Here is a 21,256-nt window from a genome sequence, read left to right as displayed (position 1 = left end):
CGTTGCTTTTTAACGTATAAACTATTTCTGAATTTTAGGAACACTTGTTATGTCTATCACTAAAGACCAAATCCTTGATGCAGTTGCAGAAATGTCTGTAATGGACGTTGTTGAACTGATTACTATGATGGAAGAAAAATTCGGCGTTTCTGCTGCTGCTGCTGTTGCTGCTGCACCAGGTGCTGCTGCTGAAGCTGCTGAAGAAAAAACTGAGTTTGATGTTGTTCTGACTGGTATTGGCGGCAACAAAGTTGCAGTCATCAAAGCAGTTCGTGGCGCAACTGGTCTTGGCCTGAAAGAAGCTAAAGACATGGTAGAATCAGCTCCAGCGACTATCAAAGAAGGCGCAAGCAAAGACGAAGCTGAAACTCTGAAGAAAGCTCTTGAAGAAGCAGGCGCTTCTGTTGAACTTAAATAAGTTTAACTTCAAGAACGCAGCCTAGTTTATTTAGGCTGACGGCTGGTGATTTTTTAATCACCAGCCTTTTTGCGCTGTAAAGCGTGATGGGTGTTAACAGCTTTTCACGCAGTTTTAATGTTAACAACAACCCTCCAATACTTCTTTCTATTGACGACTTAATATACTGTGTTCTTAGCTACGACCCGCTCGGGTAGCTCGGTAGCAAATGTAACGCAATGAAATGATTTAAGAGTAATAGCAATGAGTATTAAGGAAAGTATTCATTTTCCGTTTCTAATAAAAAACGCGTTGCGGTTCAGACTCTTACTAAAAGAGCTAACCACTTGGGTCACTGATCAACGAGCTGAGGAAACCTATGGTTTACTCCTATACCGAGAAAAAACGTATTCGTAAGGACTTTGGTAAACGTCCACAAGTTTTGGACATACCATATCTCCTTTCTATCCAACTTGACTCGTTCCAGAAGTTTATCGAGCAAGATCCAGATGGCCAGAATGGGCTAGAAGCAGCTTTCCGTTCTGTGTTTCCAATTCAGAGCTATAGCGGTAATGCTGAACTACAATATGTCAGCTATCGTTTAGGCGAGCCTGTTTTTGATGTTAAAGAATGTCAAATTCGCGGTGTAACTTACTCTGCACCTTTACGAGTGAAATTACGTCTCATCGTTTATGAGCGTGAAGCGCCAGAAGGTACAGTTAAAGACATCAAAGAACAAGAAGTCTACATGGGTGAAATTCCACTCATGACTGAAAACGGAACTTTCGTTATCAACGGTACTGAGCGTGTTATCGTTTCTCAGTTACACCGTAGCCCTGGTGTATTCTTTGACAGCGATAAAGGTAAAACACACTCTTCAGGTAAAGTGCTATATAACGCACGTATTATCCCTTACCGTGGTTCATGGCTTGATTTCGAATTTGACCCGAAAGATAACCTATTTGTACGTATTGACCGTCGCCGTAAATTACCAGCGACCATTATTCTACGTGCAATGGATTACAGTACTGAAGATATCTTAAATCTGTTCTTCGAAAAAACTGTCTTCCAAATCCGCGATAACAAACTGATGATGACGCTAGTTCCTGAGCGTTTACGTGGTGAAACAGCTTCTTTTGATATCGAAGCGAACGGTAAAGTCTATGTAGAAAAAGGCCGCCGTATCACAGCACGTCATATTCGTCAGTTAGAAAAAGAAGAAGTTAGTAACATCGAAGTACCTGTTGAATATATTGCAGGTAAAGTTGTTGCAAGAGACTACATTGATGAAAGTACTGGTGAGCTGATTTGTGCAGCGAACATGGAGCTTTCTTTAGATATGTTAGCGCGTTTAAGCCAGTCAGGTCATAAAACAATCGAAACATTGTTTACTAATGACTTAGACCACGGTGCTTACATTTCTGAAACCGTTCGTGTCGACCCAACTAACGATCGTTTAAGTGCACTGGTAGAAATCTACCGTATGATGCGCCCTGGTGAGCCACCAACACGTGAAGCTGCTGAGAACTTGTTCGAAAACTTATTCTTCTCTGAAGACCGTTACGACTTGTCTGCAGTAGGCCGCATGAAGTTCAACCGTTCACTGAACCGCGAAGAAATCGAAGGTTCTGGTATCTTGAGTGAAGAAGACATCATTGATGTTATGCGTAAACTCATCGATATCCGTAACGGTAAAGGCGAAGTTGATGATATCGACCACTTAGGTAACCGTCGTATTCGTTCTGTTGGTGAGATGGCAGAAAACCAGTTCCGTGTAGGTCTGGTCCGTGTTGAGCGTGCAGTGAAAGAGCGTCTTTCTCTGGGCGACCTTGATGCATTAATGCCACAAGACATGATCAACGCGAAACCAATTTCAGCGGCAGTTAAAGAGTTCTTTGGTTCCAGCCAGCTGTCCCAATTTATGGACCAGAACAACCCGCTATCTGAAATTACGCACAAACGTCGTATCTCTGCGTTAGGTCCAGGTGGTCTGACTCGTGAGCGTGCGGGCTTCGAAGTACGTGACGTTCACCCAACTCACTATGGTCGTGTATGTCCAATCGAAACGCCTGAAGGTCCGAACATCGGTCTGATTAACTCATTATCTGTTTATGCACAGACCAATGAGTACGGTTTCTTGGAAACCCCATACCGTTTAGTTCGTGATGGCTTAGTTACTGACGAAATTCACTATCTGTCTGCAATCGAAGAAGGCAACTTTATCATTGCTCAGGCGAACACCGTTTTAGGTGATGATGGTAGCTTTGTTGAAGAACTGATCACTTGTCGTAACAAAGGTGAATCAAGCTTATTCAGCCGTGAACAAGTTGAATATATGGACGTTTCGACTCAACAGGTTGTTTCTGTAGGGGCGTCACTGATCCCATTCCTTGAACACGATGATGCTAACCGTGCATTGATGGGTGCGAACATGCAACGTCAAGCGGTTCCTACTTTACGTGCTGACAAACCGTTGGTAGGTACAGGTATGGAACGCGCAGTAGCGGTTGACTCAGGGGTTACTGCTGTTGCAAGACGTGGTGGTTCAGTTCAGTACGTTGATGCTTCTCGTATCGTGATTAAAGTTAACGAAGATGAGATGTACCCGGGTGAAGCTGGGATCGATATTTATAACCTGACCAAATATACACGTTCGAACCAAAATACCTGTATTAGCCAGATGCCTTGTGTATCTTTAGGTGAACCAGTTGAACGTGGTGACGTGTTAGCTGATGGTCCTTCAACAGACCTCGGTGAATTAGCGCTTGGTCAAAACATGCGTGTGGCATTCATGCCATGGAATGGTTATAACTTCGAAGACTCCATCTTAGTCTCTGAGCGTGTTGTTCAAGAAGACCGTTTCACAACTATTCACATTCAGGAACTTTCTTGTGTGTCTCGTGACACTAAATTAGGGCCTGAAGAAATCACTGCGGATATTCCAAACGTCGGTGAAGCTGCACTTTCTAAACTTGACGAATCCGGTATCGTTTATATCGGTGCAGAAGTGAAAGGCGGCGACATTCTGGTCGGTAAAGTGACACCTAAAGGTGAAACACAATTAACGCCAGAAGAGAAACTGTTACGTGCTATCTTCGGTGAAAAAGCATCAGACGTTAAAGACTCTTCTTTACGTGTTCCTAACGGTGTTTCTGGTACGGTTATTGACGTACAAGTATTTACTCGTGATGGCGTAGAGAAAGATAAACGTGCATTAGAGATCGAAGAAACTCAGTTACGTGATGCGAAGAAAGACTTAACAGAAGAACTGCGTATTTTTGAAGCAGGTCTGTTTGCTCGTATCCGTTCTGTACTGGTTAACGGTGGAATTGAAGCTGAAAAACTGGATAAACTGCCTCGTGATCGTTGGTTAGAGCTATCTTTAGCAGACGAAGAGAAGCAAAACCAGTTAGAACAGTTAGCTGAACAGTACGATGAACTGAAATCTGAGTTTGAGAAAAAACTCGATGCGAAACGTCGTAAAATTACTCAAGGTGATGACTTAGCACCGGGTGTACTGAAAATTGTTAAGGTTTATCTGGCTGTTAAACGTCAGATCCAACCGGGTGATAAAATGGCGGGTCGCCATGGTAACAAAGGTGTTATCTCAAAAATCAACCCAGTTGAAGACATGCCTTACGATGAAAACGGTAACCCAGTTGATATCGTTCTGAACCCGCTGGGCGTACCATCACGTATGAACATCGGTCAGATTTTGGAAACCCACTTAGGGATGGCTGCGAAAGGTATTGGTGAGAAAATCAATGCTATGCTTAAACAGCAAGAAGAAGTTGCCAAACTGCGTGAGTTTATCCAAAAAGCATACGATTTAGGTGATGACCCGCGCCAGAAAGTTGACTTGAACACTTTCTCTGACGAAGAAGTTATGCGTTTGGCTGAGAACCTGAAAAAAGGTATGCCAATTGCAACACCAGTATTTGATGGTGCGAAAGAGAAAGAAATCAAAGAACTACTGAAATTGGGTGGTCTACCAACTTCAGGTCAGATTACATTATTCGATGGTCGTACTGGCGAGCGTTTTGAACGTCAAGTTACTGTTGGTTATATGTACATGCTGAAACTGAACCACTTGGTTGACGATAAGATGCACGCCCGTTCAACAGGTTCTTATAGCTTGGTTACTCAGCAACCGCTGGGTGGTAAAGCGCAGTTCGGTGGTCAGCGTTTCGGGGAGATGGAAGTGTGGGCACTGGAAGCATACGGTGCAGCCTATACTCTTCAAGAAATGCTTACAGTTAAATCGGATGACGTTAACGGCCGTACGAAGATGTATAAAAACATCGTCGATGGCAGCCATCAGATGGAACCTGGTATGCCGGAATCTTTCAACGTATTGCTGAAAGAAATCCGCTCACTGGGTATCAACATCGAGCTGGAAGACGAGTAATTCGTTTTGTGCCGGAGGGCTCGCCTTCCGGCCTATGTAAGCACTGGGATTTGGGGAGAGTGGCTTTGAACACTCACCTGACAGGTCTAACTCCGACAGGAGCCATTTTGTGAAAGACTTAATAAAGTTTCTGAAAGCGCAAACCAAGACCGAAGAGTTTGATGCGATCAAAATTGCTCTGGCATCACCTGATATGATCCGTTCGTGGTCATTCGGTGAAGTGAAAAAGCCAGAAACCATTAACTACCGTACGTTCAAACCTGAGCGTGACGGTCTTTTCTGCGCACGTATTTTCGGGCCAGTAAAAGATTACGAATGTCTGTGCGGTAAGTACAAACGTTTAAAACACCGTGGTGTGATTTGTGAGAAGTGTGGCGTTGAAGTTACACAGACCAAAGTCCGTCGTGAGCGCATGGGTCATATTGAACTTGCTTCTCCGACTGCACATATCTGGTTCTTAAAATCACTGCCATCACGTATCGGTTTGTTGCTCGATATGCCACTGCGTGATATCGAACGCGTTCTGTACTTTGAATCATATGTCGTCGTTGAAGGTGGTATGACTAGCCTTGAGCGTGCACAGATTCTGACAGAAGAGCAATATTTAGATGCGCTAGAAGAGTTCGGTGACGAATTTGATGCGAAAATGGGTGCGGAAGCTATCCAAGGCCTGCTGAAAAACCTCGATCTTGAGAACGAGTGTGAAACGCTGCGTGAAGAGTTAAACGAAACTAACTCTGAAACTAAGCGTAAAAAGCTGACTAAGCGTATCAAACTACTGGAAGCATTTATCCAATCTGGCAACAAACCAGAGTGGATGATCCTAAATGTGCTGCCAGTATTACCACCTGATCTGCGTCCATTAGTTCCATTGGATGGTGGCCGTTTCGCAACGTCCGATCTCAACGATCTGTATCGTCGCGTAATCAACCGTAATAACCGTCTGAAACGTCTTCTGGATCTGGCTGCGCCAGACATCATCGTACGTAACGAAAAACGTATGTTGCAAGAAGCGGTTGATGCTCTGTTAGATAACGGTCGTCGTGGTCGTGCTATCACTGGTTCTAACAAACGTCCTCTGAAATCTTTGGCTGATATGATCAAAGGTAAACAAGGTCGTTTCCGTCAGAACTTACTTGGTAAGCGTGTTGACTACTCAGGTCGTTCTGTTATCACCGTAGGTCCATACCTACGTCTGCATCAGTGCGGTCTGCCTAAGAAAATGGCACTTGAGTTATTCAAACCATTTATCTATGGCAAATTAGAATTACGTGGTCTGGCAACAACCATTAAAGCTGCGAAGAAAATGGTTGAGCGCGAAGAAGCCGTTGTTTGGGATATCTTGGATGAAGTTATCCGCGAACACCCAGTTATGCTGAACCGTGCACCAACACTTCACCGTCTGGGTATCCAAGCTTTCGAACCTATCTTGATCGAAGGTAAAGCTATCCAATTGCACCCACTCGTTTGTGCGGCATATAACGCCGACTTCGATGGTGACCAAATGGCGGTACACGTTCCTCTAACTCTGGAAGCTCAGTTAGAAGCACGTGCGTTGATGATGTCAACAAACAACATTCTGTCACCTGCAAGTGGTGAGCCTATCATCGTTCCTTCTCAGGACGTTGTATTAGGTCTTTACTACATGACTCGTGACTGTGTAAACGCGAAAGGCGAAGGCATGGTGTTAGCCGGCCCTAAAGAAGCTGAGCGTGTTTACCGTTCAGGTCATGCATCACTGCATGCCCGTGTTAAAGTCCGTATCACTGAAGAAGTTAAAGATTCGGAAGGTAACATTACGATTAATACTGGTTTAGTTGATACCACGATTGGTCGTGCAATTTTATGGATGATCGTACCGAAAGGTCTGCCTTATGCATTGGTTAACCAAGCACTCGGTAAGAAAGCGATTTCCAAAATGCTGAACACCTGCTACCGCGTATTGGGTCTGAAGCCAACCGTTATTTTTGCTGACCAAATCATGTACACCGGTTTTGCCTATGCGGCACGTTCTGGTGCATCGGTTGGTATCGACGATATGGTTATTCCAGAGAAAAAAGCTGGGATCATCGCAGAAGCAGAAGCAGAAGTTGCTGAAATTCAAGAACAGTTCCAATCTGGTTTGGTAACAGCAGGCGAACGTTATAACAAAGTTATCGATATCTGGGCTGCTGCAAACGAACGCGTTGCAAAAGCAATGATGGAAAACTTGTCAACTGAAACGGTTATTAACCGTGATGGTGAAGAAGAACAACAAGTTTCTTTCAACAGTATCTTTATGATGGCCGACTCCGGTGCTCGTGGTTCTGCTGCTCAGATCCGTCAGCTAGCGGGTATGCGTGGTCTGATGGCTAAGCCAGATGGCTCAATCATCGAAACACCAATCACGGCAAACTTCCGTGAAGGTCTGAACGTTCTCCAGTACTTTATTTCGACGCACGGTGCGCGTAAAGGTCTTGCCGATACCGCATTGAAAACAGCGAACTCCGGTTACTTGACTCGTCGTTTAGTTGACGTTGCACAGGACTTGGTTGTTACTGAAGACGACTGTGGTACTCATGAAGGTATCCTGATGACTCCGGTTATCGAGGGTGGTGACGTGAAAGAACCACTGCGTGAGCGTGTACTGGGTCGTGTGACTGCAGAAGACATTCTGGTTCCAGGTACTGCGGATATTTTAGTTCCACGTAACACATTACTGCACGAAAAACTGTGTGACTTGTTAGAAGCTAACTCAGTCGACAGCGTTAAAGTTCGTTCAGTAGTAAGTTGTGAAACTGACTTCGGTGTGTGTGCTCACTGTTATGGTCGTGACCTTGCTCGTGGTCATATCATCAACAAAGGTGAAGCTATCGGTGTTATCGCGGCACAATCAATCGGTGAGCCGGGTACACAGTTGACGATGCGTACGTTCCACATCGGTGGTGCGGCATCTCGTGCGGCAGCTGAATCTAGCATTCAAGTTCGTAACACAGGTACGCTGAAATTAGTTAACGCGAAATATGTTACTAACTCAGAAGGTAAGTTGGTTATTACTTCACGTAATACAGAACTTCGCCTGATCGATGAGTTCGGTCGTACGAAAGAAAGCTATAAAGTCCCTTACGGTGCGCACTTGACGAAAGGCGATGGCGCTGCGGTAACAGGTGGCGAAACTGTTGCTAACTGGGATCCACATACGATGCCAGTCGTCAGTGAAGTTTCAGGCTTTATCAGCTTCTCTGACATGCTTGATGGTCAAACGATGACGCGTCAGACTGATGAATTAACTGGTCTGTCTTCAATCGTTGTACTGGATAGCGCTGAACGTACTAGTGGTGGTAAAGATTTACGTCCTGCTTTGCGTGTTATTGACGCAAAAGGTAACGATGTTCTTATTCCTAACACTGATATGCCAACTCAGTATTTCTTACCGGGTAAAGCGATTGTTCAGTTAGATGATGGTGTTGCTATCAGCGCGGGTGATACTTTAGCACGTATTCCACAAGAATCTGTGGGTACAAAAGATATCACGGGTGGTCTGCCACGCGTAGCTGACTTGTTTGAAGCTCGTCGTCCGAAAGAACCAGCTATCTTGGCTGAAATTAGCGGTATTATCTCGTTTGGTAAAGAAACCAAAGGTAAGCGTCGTTTGGTTATCACACCATTAGATGGTAGTGATCCATACGAAGAGATGATCCCTAAATGGCGTCAGCTCAACGTGTTTGAAGGTGAGATCGTCGAACGCGGTGATGTTGTTTCCGATGGTCCAGAATCTCCACATGATATTCTGCGTCTGCGTGGTGTTCATGCAGTGACACGTTATATCACTAACGAGGTTCAGGAAGTTTACCGCTTACAAGGCGTTAAGATAAACGATAAACACATTGAGGTTATCGTGCGTCAGATGCTGCGTAAAGTTACCATCGCGGATGCTGGAAGTTCAGAATTCCTCGAAGGTGAACAAGTTGAGTACTCACGTGTTAAAGTTTCTAACCGTAAACTGGAAGTTGAAGGTAAAATTCCAGCTAACTATGCTCGTGACCTGTTGGGTATTACTAAAGCATCTCTGGCAACAGAATCCTTTATCTCGGCAGCATCGTTCCAAGAAACAACACGCGTACTGACTGAAGCAGCGGTTGCTGGTAAACGTGACGAACTGCGTGGTCTGAAAGAAAACGTTATTGTTGGGCGTCTGATCCCTGCAGGTACTGGTTTTGCGTATCACCAAGACCGTATCCGTCGCCGTCATCTGAATGATGTTGTGGAAGCTCCACAAGTGAGTGCAGATGAAGCAACAGCGAACTTAGCTGAACTGTTAAACGCTGGCTTTACTAGCGACAAAAATTAAGACCTATTAGTCTTAGTTTTCTAGAAAAAACCGATGCCTTATGTGCATCGGTTTTTTTATATATAAATTAAATATCAACCGATGGTATTTTTAATTATTCAATTGGTAGCTATATGACTTGCTGTATTATTATTTTGATTTTTATTTATAAATAATAGCGTTAATTAAATTTAATATTGAATGTTAAATTTAACTATAAGCTGAGTTTATAAATTAAGTGATTATTGAGGGAAATAAATTAATAATGTTTATCTCCGATGTGTGACGATAAACTTATAATTTCACTTTTAATTTATTATTAATAAGTTTGAATTATAAAAATATTAATTAATAAACGATAGGATAATCATTTTGAATAAAAATATAGATAATAGTAAAGATAGTATTTTCCCTCCGAATATCCAGACATCCCAAGCATCTATTATGCATAATAAAAATACAGCACAAATAGTGACAGGTAACGGCCCTATTGCTTTAGATTTAGTCGTTATTATTGATACCAGCGGTTCAATGGCTGATGAAGCAGGGGATTTAAGTCAACAGATTGATGCGACGATTGAAGCGGCATCAGCAAAGTGTCCATCCCATCTTAGAGCGACATTTTTAGGCATAGAAGGGAATTGGGCAAACACAAAGTTTGATCAATCTGCCAGCGAATATTTAATCAAGATAGGTGCAAACGAAAGGGAACTACAAGCTAGATTGCCGTTTAAAGAATCTGACGGGCGAGATCACGCTGGAAATAAAGAGGATTTATGTCGCGCGGTTATTGATATTAGTAAACATTTTGATTGGCGCGATGATGCCCGTAGGGCTATCTTTGTATTGGGTGATGAAGGAATGGAAGGGGGCGGCGGAATTCTCACTCGTGCTGCTATCGCCAAAAATAATGAAGCTATATCTGTGGCTCAAGAAAGAGGAATTAAAGTATATACCTACCAAGGTACACCAGACGATAGCCCCACCAATCTAGATCGTTTTCCAACTCTTGCTGATAGAGATAACGTGACGAGAGAGTATGAACGACTCGCCAAAGAAACCGACGGACGTGCGTACATTTACACCACAGGAATTGCGAATTTCTCGTTGGTTTTACAGGAAATACTGTGCGATAGCTTAACCCCACCAGTAAAACCAGATAAAGGTTTATTAAATTGTGATGCGGTGTGTGACAACTTGCCATTAATCATTAATACGGTAAACACATTATCCAATATCATCAATAAAACAATCAACTCTTGTTGCCCAATAGACTCAGATACGAAACATGATGAGCCATGCCAGTGTCAGCATTAATGTTATGTTATTAAAAAATAAAAGCGGGAATATTTTCCCGCTTTGTCATTATTATTGATAAGTTTCGTGATTAATAAAAAATACCTATAATTGCACAGTGGGCAACAAACCCGACCATCAATGGTACAGCAGTACGTTTGACTACATCGAAAGGTTGTAGTTTAGCTCCACTGGAAACCGCAATGATAACCCCTGCAACAGGGGACATACCACGCCCCATATGAGAAGCCTGTTGCATCGGCAGGATCATAGCGATTGGGTTAACGCCCATACTGTGAGCAATTTGTGGGATTAACTCCACGAATGCTAAGAATGGTGCATTACCTGAACCCATAATAATTGCTGCAGCAAGAGTGACTAAGGCAAACACAATTGCCATTGCAAATGGCGGTAAGCCGACTGATTCTGCACCAAGGATAAGTTGGTCTATAGCACCACTGACTTTAATACCATGAGCAAAAACACCAGCCGCAACTAATAACCCGACGACATTACTAAACGCATGGCCCATTCCATTTAAAAAGGTTTGAAAGCCATTACAAACTATTTTGAAATTACGGACTCGTGCAGTTTCAATCACCATACAGATTGCCATAGCAATTAATACGATTGTGACGACATCCAAGTGAATACCATTAAAGAATAAGTTTGAAGTACCAACAGCCATCACGATAGGTAACATAGGAAGAAATGCATAGTATCCGGGTACGGATTTTTTGTTTTCTTCTTTTTCGTGAGACTGTACCGCTTTTCCAATCTCTGGTACAAAGCCTTGTTTACGGTCACAATGGCGCTGCCAAAATATATGTGTAATTCCTACAACAAGGACGGTTGCTAATGCGGCAGGGCCTTGGTAATAAAGTACATATTCAACGACAGACATATCAACAGCTTTTGCGCCACGGATAGCATCAATCGCCGTTGGTGTATAGGCAACACCAAGGGATGTCGCGATAACCCCAGCCGCAGATGCCGGTGATAACCCCAAGCCAATCATGATTGGGAACATGGTACCCATTAACAATACGGCCAAGCCTGTTGCTGATGGAATGGCTAATTGCAAGATACTCGCCAACAAGAAAGAGAAAAATAGTAGTACATAAGGTGAACGCATATTTTTCAGTGGCTTGGTTGCAACACGCACTACCGCTTCATTGGCACCGATATGGTCCATATAGTGCGCAAAGCCCATCAATGCCATGATCATTAAACCGAGATCAGCAGCGCGACTACTGAATAAATCACGCATGACCTCAAATGGGTCGAGCCAAGTTATCCCTGTGGTGGCGACATTTTTAGGGAGGATAGGCCCCCAGCCAAGGGCTAGGGTGAATATCATCAATACTAAACCAGCAATTAATAATACTGGTTCAGCTTTGTATCCCTTCAAAATAAACCGCGCAACCAAAACAACGATAATCAGCACCGTTAGAATTGGGATCATGCTTTAGCTCCTGGTTTGAAGCGCTCAGCAGTAATTTGTACGACTTGTTTTAATACGTCACTTGCAGCATACAGTGATTTTACTGGCAAATATTCATAGATGGAGTGGAAATTATGTGCACCAGTGAAAATATTTGGGCAAGGCAAGCCATTTTGTGACAATGCTGCACCATCATACCCACCACGCATTGGGATCACTTTAGGCGTGATACCACAAGCTTGGTACGCCTCAACGGCGATATCGATCGGGTAGCGGTTTTCACCTTGCAAGCTGTTATAAACGTTAGAATAACGGTCTGATAATTTACAAACAACGCTCTCTTTACCCCATAAACCTTCACAGCTTTCTGCTAATTTTTTTAAGAAAGCCATACGGGTGCGGTAACCTTCTTCTGTAAAATCACGCACATCCATTTTTAGGACAGTACGTGCGCTGTTACCTGACATTTGTTTTACCCAATAATAACCTTCACGGCCATCGGTATATTCAGGTGCTTCACCGCCTGGTAACATAGCAATAAACTTCTGCGCCATTAATAGTGAATTGATTAATTTACCTTTTGCAGACATTGGGTGTGCTGATTTACCGGTAAAGATAATTTCGGCATCGCCAGCGTTCCAATTTTCATACACTAATTCACCTATCCCGCAGCAGTCTAATGTATAAGCAAAATCCGCCCCAAATTCTTGCACATCAAAAGCTTTAGCGCCGCGGAGCCCCTGTTCTTCATCTGGAACAAAGCCAATTTTGATGGTGCCATGTTTGATTTCTGGGTTTTGTTTGAAATATTGCAGCATATCCATGATAGAGGCTATTGCCGCTTTATCATCAGCGCCTAATAGGCTGGTTCCATCGGTGACGATGATGTCATCACCAATGTAATTCACCAGTTCAGGGAACTCACTCTTACGTAGATAAATATTGAGTTCTTTATTCATGCATAGGTCTTCGCCAGTGTATGGCAAAATCTGTGCTTTAGTGTCATTGGTTTGTTCTGCACTGGTGTCTAAGTGGCCGAAGAAAGCGACTGTTGGGACATCATAATCAAGGTTGGAAGGTAAAGTGGCGGTAACAATAGCCGTATCTCGCAATTTAATATCTTCAACGCCAAGAGCCTCTAACTCTTGAACAAGTTGTTTCGCTAGAACGCGCTGTCCTTCTGAAGATGGCATGATCCCAGCTGCGCCCTTTTCCCTGTCAGTGGTGGTGTTAATTTTTGTATAAGAAATAAACCGATCAACAATATTCATTCTTTTAATTCTCCGATATTTTATCGAATGTGTTTTACATTAGTTTTTTCTGCGGTTGTAATTTGATTTCACAACATCATTCTTTTATCACGAAGAAAGAGGTTTTGAATATCAGACCTGTTCATTTTTTTTAAGAAATGCTAGTTACAATATAAATTTGATAATTAATAGTGGCTTTATTTGCGTAATGAATTAAAATGAGATACTTTATTTCACCCTCATGTTTTATTGTTAATGTATTGATATTAAAGCGTAATAACTATCCTTCTATTGTATGTTATATTTAACAAACTATTTCCTATTCACTTATCTTAAATATATTAATAAAGACATCCTTCTTAATGAATAAAAATATTTTAAATAATATAGTTAATTTTATATGTTAATTTTACAATATATAAATACAACTTTAAGTAGATATTAATTCTAATTTATAACAATAATTAAGTACAAAAAGCTAATTCTTTACATCGTGAACGTCTTTTTATATTGAGATTATTTTTATAATAATCATACATTTAAGTGTTATTACTTAATTTTCGTTTTCGAAAAAAAACGAAGATTATAGAAGATGTAATCTAAAAAGGAGTATCTTGTTTTTATATGTGATTATAAAAATACGTGAAGGTGGTTTGATTTATACTATGGTAAATTTATCGATAACCTAATAATGAATAAATAAAATTGATTAATTAATATAAAGAGACCATAAAATTCAATATATAGATTAAAATGTATTTTAATGGTACTTGCGCTATTTTTTTGTCATGATGCAAATAGATAACATTGAAAATACTTAAGTAGATAGAACAAAAATTAAATATTACTACGCTGTAGTACGCTAAGTAAGATAAAGCAAGGAACCAATATGCAATATTCCCTCATTAAAAAAAATAATATTATTTCTGGTTTTCAATGGTTCTTTTTTATTTTTTGTAACACGGTCGTTATTCCCCCTACATTACAATCCGCTTTCCATTTATCGTCACAGACCACATTTGTGATCACGCAATATGCTTTTCTCTTAACGGCATTAGCCTGTCTACTTCAAACTTTTTTAGGTCATAAACGCGCTGTAATGGAAGGTCCTACAGGGTTATGGTGGGCAACTATTTTAACGGTGACATTATCAGAATCTATGCAAGGAACAGCGCTTGAGACGGTGGGGTGGAGCTTAGCTATTGGTATTTTTTTGTCTGGCTTACTGACTGTTTTAATTGGTCTAAGTGGGGTAGGTGGTTGGCTAGCTAAATTATTTAAACCTGGGGTACTTGTAGTATTTATGTTTTTACTTGGGGCCCAGTTAGTCACTATTTTCTTAAAAGGGATGCTAGGTTTACCTTTTGGTGTAGCAGGGGACAGTGTTACAGTTAATTACCCAGTTTTCTTTCTGGCATTAGCAGTACTTATTTTTGTTATTGGGGTGATTATTTATTTGCCTCCGAATATCAGTAAGTATGCACTATTAATGGGGACCATTATTGGTTGGGTTACATATAGCGGGCTATTTGGTAATACAGTGTCATCAGTTTCTTCTGCCCAATGGATGTTATTTCCATTAGGAAAATCTGATCAAATCAGTATCAGTATTGTACTCACAGCTATTTTGGCTGGAATATTAAATACGTCAAACACGTTTGGGGCTATGCGGGGGACGGATGTGTTTTATCCTCATTCATTACCGACTAAGTCCTTATATCGCCGAAGTTTTATTATGTCGGGTTTGGTCACTATGTTGTCGGCCCCGATAGGGGTAGTGCCTTATTCTCCTTTTGTTTCCTCCATTGGGTTAATTACGCAAACCAAAGACAGTTCACGGCTCTCTTTTTGTATCGGTAGTCTGATCTTATTTTGTGTTGGTGGGGTTGCCATATTAACGCAGTTTTTTCGTTCATTACCGCTTGCTATCGGAAGTGCGGTCATGTTAGCGACTTATCTACCTTTACTTTTTTCGTCGTTTTCATTTCTCGCAGATATAAAACTGAACGCACGCAACATCTATCGTCTTGCCTTACCTATTTTTATTGGCATATTTTTAATGTCAGCGCCCGCAGCTGTACTGGATTCCTTACCCATTATGTTCAGCTCTCTGTTAGGAAATGGTTTATTAATGGGGATCATATTGGCATTGGTTTTAGAAAATACGATTAACTGGGATAAAATTGCTTAGGAATAAAAACAAAATTAATCAGTATTAATGGGATGCTTTCCATTAATACTGATGATACTTAGCGTCCTAAATAACCATCCCAATCTTTCCAAACAGGTTGTAACCCTGCTTTAACAAGTACGTCTGCGACTTGTGCTGCACTGCGATTATCATTTGGCGAAAATTGTTCCAATTCTTCTTTGGTATCCGCATATCCACCCGGCTGGGTTTTCGAGCCAGCACTTATGTTATTAATTGCGAGAGGCACAACATGGTCACGGAAGTAGGGGGATTCACGTGTAGAAAGTGATAGCTCTACATTGGGCGCAAGGATGCGAAAGGCGCAGATAAGCTGGACGAGTTCCGCTTCATTCATAATCGATGCTGGGACTACTCCCCCCGCACAAGGGCGTAAGCGTGGAAATGAGATAGAATAGCGGCTCTGCCAGTAATATTGTTGTAAATACAGTAGATGCTCAGCCACCATATAACAGTCAGTACGCCAACTATTTGATAAACCAATCAAAGCGCCCAAGCCAATTTTATCGATACCCGCTTCCCCTAAGCGCTCAGGTGTTGCTAAACGCCAGTGAAAATCCTGTTTTTTACCTTTTAGGTGATGTAATTGGTAGGTCGGTTCATGGTAGGTTTCTTGGTAGACCATTACCCCGTCAAGCCCCAATGATTTCAATTCCTTATATTCGTCAGTGTGCAATGGCTGTACTTCCATCATTAACGAGCTAAAGTATTGGCGAATAATTGGGAGTGTATGACGAAAATAATCCATTCCGACTTTATTTTGGTGCTCACCTGTGACTAATAATAAGCTATCAAAGCCAATTTTACGGATGGTTTCGCATTCATTAATTATCTCATTATCATTTAAGGTTTTACGCTTTATTTTATTACTCATTGAAAAACCACAATAAGTACAGTCATTTGCACATAAATTCGATAAATAAAGTGGGACGTAAAACCCAACTGCATGGCCGAAGCGTTGACGAGTCAGCATTTGTGCTCTTTGCGCCATCGTTTCAATGAAAGGCTGCGCAGCAGGCGATAGCAATGCCATAAAGTCGTCGAGTGTGAGCACATCATTGGCTAAAGCCCGTTCCACATCATGAGACGTTTTGCTGTTAATACGCAGTGTAATATCATCCCAATTCAGTGTTTCTAAGCGTTCTTTGAAACTCGGGATCATGATAATGCTCCCAAGAAACTGGTTAATGGGCTAGATGCTTGAGCCTGTTGTTGAGGCGCAGCTAACCCGCTTTGGTAAGCAAGTTCAGCGGCTTCGACGGCGAGCTTGAAGGCTTTTGCCATTAAGACCGGCTGTTTAGCGACAGCAATTGCCGTATTGACTAAGACCGCGTCGGCCCCCATTTCGATAGCTTCTGCCGCATGGCTGGGAGCACCAATCCCTGCATCTACTACAACAGGCACAGTAGCTTGTTCGATAATAATGCGTAACATTTCTTTCGTAGCTAAGCCTTTATTGGTGCCAATAGGTGCACCTAGCGGCATAACTGCAGCACAACCGACTTCTTCAAGGCGTCGGCAAAGTACGGGATCTGCACTGCAATAAGGTAGAACGACGAAGCCTTCTTTAACTAATTGTTCTGCGGCCAATAAGGTCTCAATTGGGTCTGGTAGCAAATAACGCATATCAGGGTGAATTTCGAGTTTAACCCAGTTAGTGCCTAATGCTTCACGGGCGAGTTGTGCGGCAAAAATGGCTTCCTGTGCGTTTTTTGCTCCAGAGGTATTGGGTAATAGTTTTACGCCAAGTTCTTGAAGTGGCTGTAAGATACCATCATTTTTTCCACGTAAATCAATACGTTTCATTGCCATAGTCACTAATTGGCTCCCTGAGGCTTGAATAGCATCTTGCATCAGGCTCGCGCTGGCAAATTTGCCTGTTCCAGTAAACAGACGTGATTGAAAAGTAAAATCTGCAATTTTTAACATCATTAGCCCCCAGCGATAGCTTGAAATAACAAGATATTGTCTTGGTCATTGATGACATGAGAATCCCACTGACTTTTAGGAATAATCACTTGGTTAATGGCAAGTGCGGTTCCTGTTGTTTGTCGTTGAAGAGCGGCAAACAATTGATTGACAGTAAGCGGTGCATCAAAATCCATGGGTTGGTCGTTAATTATGATATGCATATTTCCTCCCTACAGATTGGGCATTGCGAGGATGGAGAGAGTTGCAATGTGTTCCAGAGCTGCTGCTTGCCATCGAATAACCGCAACTTACCGCTCAAAGAGGAAGGAAGGCCGACAAGGAGTTTTATGGCTTCTAATGCTTGTAATGTGCCAATAACACCGACGACAGGGCCTAGGACACCGGCGGTGCGGCAGTTACGTTCCGGTTCGCTTTGTTCAGGGTAGAGGCATGCATAACAGCCTGAACGAAATGGCGGTTCGAGCACCATCAGTTGCCCACCAAACCCAACAGCACTACCACTAACGAGAGGAGTACTTGTCATAACACAGGCGGCATTGACTGCATGGCGGGTCGCCATATTGTCACAACAATCAAGGACAAGATCGACTTGCTCAGCTAATGGAATTAAGCTTTTAACATCAAGTTGTTGGGCTATGACATGTGTTTTTACCAGCGGATTGAGCTGGTTGAGTCTATTGGCTGCTAACTGAGCTTTTGATAGCGAAATATCGTCACTATCGTATAAAACCTGCCTTTGTAAATTAGATACATGTAAGTCATCATGGTCGGCTAGCCATAGTTCCCCTACACCAGCCCCAGTTAAATAGAGAGAGGCAGGTGAACCTAATCCCCCTAATCCAACAATCAGCACTTTGCTATTTTTGAGCTTTTGCTGACCTTCAGGGCTGATATCTTCGAGTAAGAGCTGGCGGCTGTAACGCATAAATTCTTGGTCACTCAACATGATAGATCCTTTCGAGTTATCATCATGGAGAAATTACGAGAAATCGCAATAACTCCATGATTATCAAGTATTAATATAAACGCTTGTTTTCAACTAAATCTAACAGTGTCTGTGTTGCGGCTAACCAATCGTCAGCCAGCGTAATTGCGCTCACGAGGGCAACACTACCGACGCCGGTTGCAAGCACTGCAGGAACTCTGTCGATAGAAATTCCCCCGATTGCGACGGTTGGGTAGTCAGGTGTTGCAGCAACCATTTGCCTTAATGTTTCCAATCCTTGAGGGGAAGATGGCATCTCTTTGGTCTGTGTTGGAAATATATGTCCCATCGCAATATAGGAAGGGCGCACTGATTTTGCGATGGTGAGTTCATGTTCATCATGGGTTGAAATGCCTAATCGAAGGCCTGCTTGATGAATTGCCAATAAGTCCGTGGTTTCTAAGTCTTCTTGGCCTAAGTGTACGCCGTAGGCTCCTAATTCAACGGCTAATTGCCAGTAATCATTGATAAATAACCGGGCGTTATGCTTTTTCCCTAAGGCAATTGCTTGTTGAATATCATCGCGTACTTCTTCATCAGTTTTATCCTTGATGCGCAATTGGATGGTGGAAACACCTGCATTGAGCAGGCGTTCAATCCATTCAACCGAATCGACAACAGGATAAAGCCCGAGGTATTTTTCGGTAGCTGGAAAAGGTGTACTAGGAATAGTGACAGCGCTAGGCGATTTTTTCATTATTAGTCACCTCTGCATTGACGATTTCAGCACCATGGTAAAGCTCACTGCCATGTGCGCGAAATGCTTCGGACATTTGTTCCATGCCAGCTTCTTTTTTAGCGGCATAGTCGCGGACCTCTTGGGAAATCTTCATTGAGCAGAATTTCGGCCCACACATTGAACAGAAATGCGCAATTTTTCCAGATGCTTGTGGCAAGGTTTCATCGTGGTATTTGCGTGCGGTTTCAGGGTCAAGTGCTAAATTGAATTGGTCTTCCCAACGGAATTCGAAACGCGCTTTAGACATGGCGTTATCTCGAATTTGTGCTCCGGGATGGCCTTTGGCAAGGTCAGCGGCATGGGCGGCAATTTTATAGGTGATTAGCCCTTGTTTTACATCGTCTTTATTAGGCAACCCTAAGTGTTCTTTAGGTGTTACATAACAAAGCATCGCACAGCCAAACCAGCCGATCATTGCTGCACCAATACCCGAGGTAAAGTGGTCGTAACCCGGAGCTATATCTGTCGTGAGTGGTCCTAAGGTATAGAATGGGGCTTCGTGACAATGTTCCAATTCTTCCGTCATGTTGCGGCGGATCATTTGCATCGGGACGTGACCTGGGCCTTCGATCATTACTTGGACGTCATATTCCCATGCAATTTTGGTCAGCTCGCCAAGGGTATGAAGTTCAGCAAATTGTGCTTCGTCGTTCGCATCTTGGATTGATCCTGGACGTAAGCCATCGCCTAATGACAAGGAAACGTCATAAGCGGCACAAATTTCACAGATTTCGCGGAAGTTTTCGTATAGGAAGTTTTCTTGGTGATGAGATAAGCACCATTTTGCCATGATAGAGCCACCGCGAGAGACAATTCCCGTAAGGCGTTTAGCCGTCATTGGTACATAACGTAGTAGCACTCCCGCATGGATGGTAAAGTAGTCAACACCTTGTTCGGCTTGCTCTAGCAGGGTATCGCGGAACATTTCCCAAGTTAGGTTTTCAGCTACACCATTTACTTTTTCGAGCGCTTGATAAATAGGAACCGTCCCGATAGGCACAGGGCTATTGCGTAAAATCCATTCGCGAGTTTCGTGAATATAACGCCCAGTTGATAGGTCCATAACGGTATCAGCCCCCCAGCGGGTTGACCAAATCAGTTTTTCCACCTCTTCTTCGATAGATGAAGTCACGGATGAGTTACCGATATTCGCATTCACTTTAACTAAGAAGTTGCGACCGATTATCATGGGTTCAGATTCTGGGTGGTTAATATTCGCAGGAATAATTGCTCGACCAGCCGCCACTTCTTGGCGGACAAACTCAGGTGTAATATTTTCGGGCAAATTTGCCCCAAAAGCCTGTCCAGGGTGTTGTTGTAATAACACTTCGCCGCGAATACGTTCGCGGCCCATATTTTCACGAATAGCAATAAACTCCATTTCTGGGGTAATTATCCCTTTGCGCGCATAATGTAATTGGGTTACACATTTATTATTTTGCGCTTTTAATGGTTTAGGGCGGTTGTTAAAGCGGAGATGATCAAGGCCTGCATCTGCTAAGCGTTGTTGTGTGAAGTCTGAGCTTAAGCTTTCTACGGTAATGGTATCTGCTCGTTCGTTTATCCAAGGGGCTCGAATTTTTTTTAAGCCTATGTGGACATTTAACTCAGAAGCTGGGTCGCCGTATGGGCCAGAAGTGTCATAGATAGGAACAGGTTCGTTATCTTCAAATTGTGGGTTGTCTTTATCACCCCCAATTAAAGTTTGAGAGAGTTGAATTTCTCTCATAGGGACTTGGATATCTTCTCTAGAACCTTGTAAATAAATGCGTTTAGAGTTAGGGAATGATACGCCAGAAACTGTATTAATAAAGTTTTCTGCTGCATCTCTTTGAGCTTTACGTGTACGTGCCGGTGCCGCTTGTGGCGATAAGTCTGCAGTAGGGATGACGTTTTGTTGTGTATTATTGGACATAGCAATTTCCTGACATTGTCTCGGCTATCACAGTTTTGTGTAGCGGGTTTATCGAAAGAAAGTTGCTTGTCAGGAGTTCGGAGGAGTAATAAAAAGATATTGCGGCTAATTTATCACCTTACAAGGCAGTGATAATTGCGCTAAATGATTACTCTTGTTCCCTTCGCGGGTATTAACCCGATCAGGTTCCGCGGATCCCGAATTAACGGTCTCAGCCTGATGTTTTCACATACTAGGCACTCCGACAAGAATTAATCAGTATAAGCCTTCCTCGTCATTCTTCAAGCGATAAGTGCGTTGGCTGCACTCGGCTATCCAAGTCACATGCTGATGTATGCTCCTTGGAATACCCTCGCTTGCCGCCTGCTTCTT

At 42.7% G+C, this 21,256-nt stretch carries 13 protein-coding genes and 1 riboswitch; of the genes, 5 read left to right on the top strand and 8 right to left on the bottom strand.

Features of this window, described 5'->3' with window-relative positions; translation table 11 throughout:
- Nucleotides 1-49 precede the first annotated feature (49 nt).
- From rplL to M1F14_RS01290, 4 genes are all read left to right on the top strand, one after another.
- The gene (gene rplL, locus M1F14_RS01305; protein WP_042849043.1) at nt 50-418 is read left to right on the top strand and encodes a 50S ribosomal protein L7/L12; all 369 of its coding nucleotides are present in this window, start codon (nt 50-52) and stop codon (nt 416-418) included.
- Between the two features lie 358 nt (nt 419-776).
- Entirely contained in the window at nt 777-4,805 is a 4,029-nt protein-coding gene (rpoB, locus tag M1F14_RS01300) for a DNA-directed RNA polymerase subunit beta (RefSeq protein ID WP_042849042.1), read from the top strand.
- Nucleotides 4,806-4,914: 109 nt separating this feature from the next.
- A complete protein-coding gene (gene rpoC / locus M1F14_RS01295) occupies nt 4,915-9,135 on the top strand; it encodes a DNA-directed RNA polymerase subunit beta' (RefSeq protein ID WP_042849041.1) in 4,221 nt (1,406 codons plus the stop codon).
- Nucleotides 9,136-9,558: 423 nt separating this feature from the next.
- On the top strand, nt 9,559-10,431 hold the full coding sequence (locus tag M1F14_RS01290) for a hypothetical protein (protein ID WP_080750949.1): 873 nt from the start codon (nt 9,559-9,561) through the stop codon (nt 10,429-10,431).
- 70 nt (nt 10,432-10,501) lie between these two features.
- Here M1F14_RS01290 and dcuC read toward each other — a convergent pair whose 3' ends face one another.
- Both dcuC and pepT read right to left on the bottom strand, forming a co-directional pair.
- The gene (dcuC, locus tag M1F14_RS01285) at nt 10,502-11,875 is read right to left on the bottom strand and encodes a C4-dicarboxylate transporter DcuC (protein WP_042849038.1); all 1,374 of its coding nucleotides are present in this window, start codon (nt 11,873-11,875) and stop codon (nt 10,502-10,504) included.
- Nucleotides 11,872-13,125: a peptidase T gene (gene pepT / locus M1F14_RS01280; RefSeq protein ID WP_042849037.1), complete on the bottom strand. Its 1,254-nt coding sequence runs from the start codon at nt 13,123-13,125 to the stop codon at nt 11,872-11,874. Before pepT ends, dcuC begins: the two co-directional genes overlap by 4 nt.
- Before the next feature lie 868 nt (nt 13,126-13,993).
- On the opposite strand from pepT, the gene M1F14_RS01275 reads away from it, so the two are divergent.
- Entirely contained in the window at nt 13,994-15,295 is a 1,302-nt protein-coding gene (locus M1F14_RS01275) for a uracil/xanthine transporter (RefSeq protein WP_048605399.1), read from the top strand.
- A gap of 58 nt (nt 15,296-15,353) precedes the next feature.
- Here the strand turns inward: M1F14_RS01275 and thiH are convergent, their stop codons facing one another.
- From thiH to thiC, 6 genes are all read right to left on the bottom strand, one after another.
- A complete protein-coding gene (gene thiH, locus M1F14_RS01270; RefSeq protein ID WP_071547632.1) occupies nt 15,354-16,475 on the bottom strand; it encodes a 2-iminoacetate synthase ThiH in 1,122 nt (373 codons plus the stop codon).
- The gene (locus tag M1F14_RS01265) at nt 16,472-17,242 is read right to left on the bottom strand and encodes a thiazole synthase (RefSeq protein WP_042849034.1); all 771 of its coding nucleotides are present in this window, start codon (nt 17,240-17,242) and stop codon (nt 16,472-16,474) included. The genes thiH and M1F14_RS01265 overlap by 4 nt, the downstream gene beginning before the upstream one ends.
- 2 nt (nt 17,243-17,244) lie before the next feature.
- On the bottom strand, nt 17,245-17,445 hold the full coding sequence (thiS, locus tag M1F14_RS01260; RefSeq protein WP_042849033.1) for a sulfur carrier protein ThiS: 201 nt from the start codon (nt 17,443-17,445) through the stop codon (nt 17,245-17,247).
- A complete protein-coding gene (locus M1F14_RS01255) occupies nt 17,433-18,191 on the bottom strand; it encodes a HesA/MoeB/ThiF family protein (RefSeq protein ID WP_042849032.1) in 759 nt (252 codons plus the stop codon). The genes thiS and M1F14_RS01255 overlap by 13 nt, the downstream gene beginning before the upstream one ends.
- A gap of 70 nt (nt 18,192-18,261) precedes the next feature.
- Nucleotides 18,262-18,927 (bottom strand): thiamine phosphate synthase, encoded by a 666-nt coding sequence (thiE, locus tag M1F14_RS01250; RefSeq protein ID WP_042849031.1) that lies wholly within the window; start codon nt 18,925-18,927, stop codon nt 18,262-18,264.
- Entirely contained in the window at nt 18,911-20,884 is a 1,974-nt protein-coding gene (gene thiC, locus M1F14_RS01245) for a phosphomethylpyrimidine synthase ThiC (protein ID WP_181469021.1), read from the bottom strand. Before thiC ends, thiE begins: the two co-directional genes overlap by 17 nt.
- Before the next feature lie 141 nt (nt 20,885-21,025).
- A riboswitch (TPP riboswitch) is annotated at nt 21,026-21,138 on the bottom strand.
- Nucleotides 21,139-21,256 lie beyond the last annotated feature (118 nt).

It is taken from the genome of Providencia sp. PROV003 (assembly GCF_045040775.1).
Taxonomy (GTDB): domain Bacteria; phylum Pseudomonadota; class Gammaproteobacteria; order Enterobacterales; family Enterobacteriaceae; genus Providencia; species Providencia huashanensis.
The sequence above is the reverse complement of the archived record's forward strand: the minus strand, read 5'-3'. Positions and strand labels throughout refer to the sequence as shown.

Excerpts from the sequence above, each read along its gene's own strand:
- rplL (WP_042849043.1), top strand. The coding sequence starts at position 50 with ATGTCTATCACTAAAGACCAAATCCTTGATGCAGTTGCAGAAATGTCT.
- rpoB (WP_042849042.1), top strand. The coding sequence starts at position 777 with ATGGTTTACTCCTATACCGAGAAAAAACGTATTCGTAAGGACTTTGGT.
- M1F14_RS01290 (WP_080750949.1), top strand. The coding sequence starts at position 9,559 with ATGCATAATAAAAATACAGCACAAATAGTGACAGGTAACGGCCCTATT.
- dcuC (WP_042849038.1), bottom strand. The coding sequence starts at position 11,875 with ATGATCCCAATTCTAACGGTGCTGATTATCGTTGTTTTGGTTGCGCGG.
- pepT (WP_042849037.1), bottom strand. The coding sequence starts at position 13,125 with ATGAATATTGTTGATCGGTTTATTTCTTATACAAAAATTAACACCACC.
- M1F14_RS01275 (WP_048605399.1), top strand. The coding sequence starts at position 13,994 with ATGCAATATTCCCTCATTAAAAAAAATAATATTATTTCTGGTTTTCAA.
- thiH (WP_071547632.1), bottom strand. The coding sequence starts at position 16,475 with ATGATCCCGAGTTTCAAAGAACGCTTAGAAACACTGAATTGGGATGAT.
- M1F14_RS01265 (WP_042849034.1), bottom strand. The coding sequence starts at position 17,242 with ATGTTAAAAATTGCAGATTTTACTTTTCAATCACGTCTGTTTACTGGA.
- thiS (WP_042849033.1), bottom strand. The coding sequence starts at position 17,445 with ATGCATATCATAATTAACGACCAACCCATGGATTTTGATGCACCGCTT.
- M1F14_RS01255 (WP_042849032.1), bottom strand. The coding sequence starts at position 18,191 with ATGTTGAGTGACCAAGAATTTATGCGTTACAGCCGCCAGCTCTTACTC.
- thiE (WP_042849031.1), bottom strand. The coding sequence starts at position 18,927 with ATGAAAAAATCGCCTAGCGCTGTCACTATTCCTAGTACACCTTTTCCA.
- thiC (WP_181469021.1), bottom strand. The coding sequence starts at position 20,884 with ATGTCCAATAATACACAACAAAACGTCATCCCTACTGCAGACTTATCG.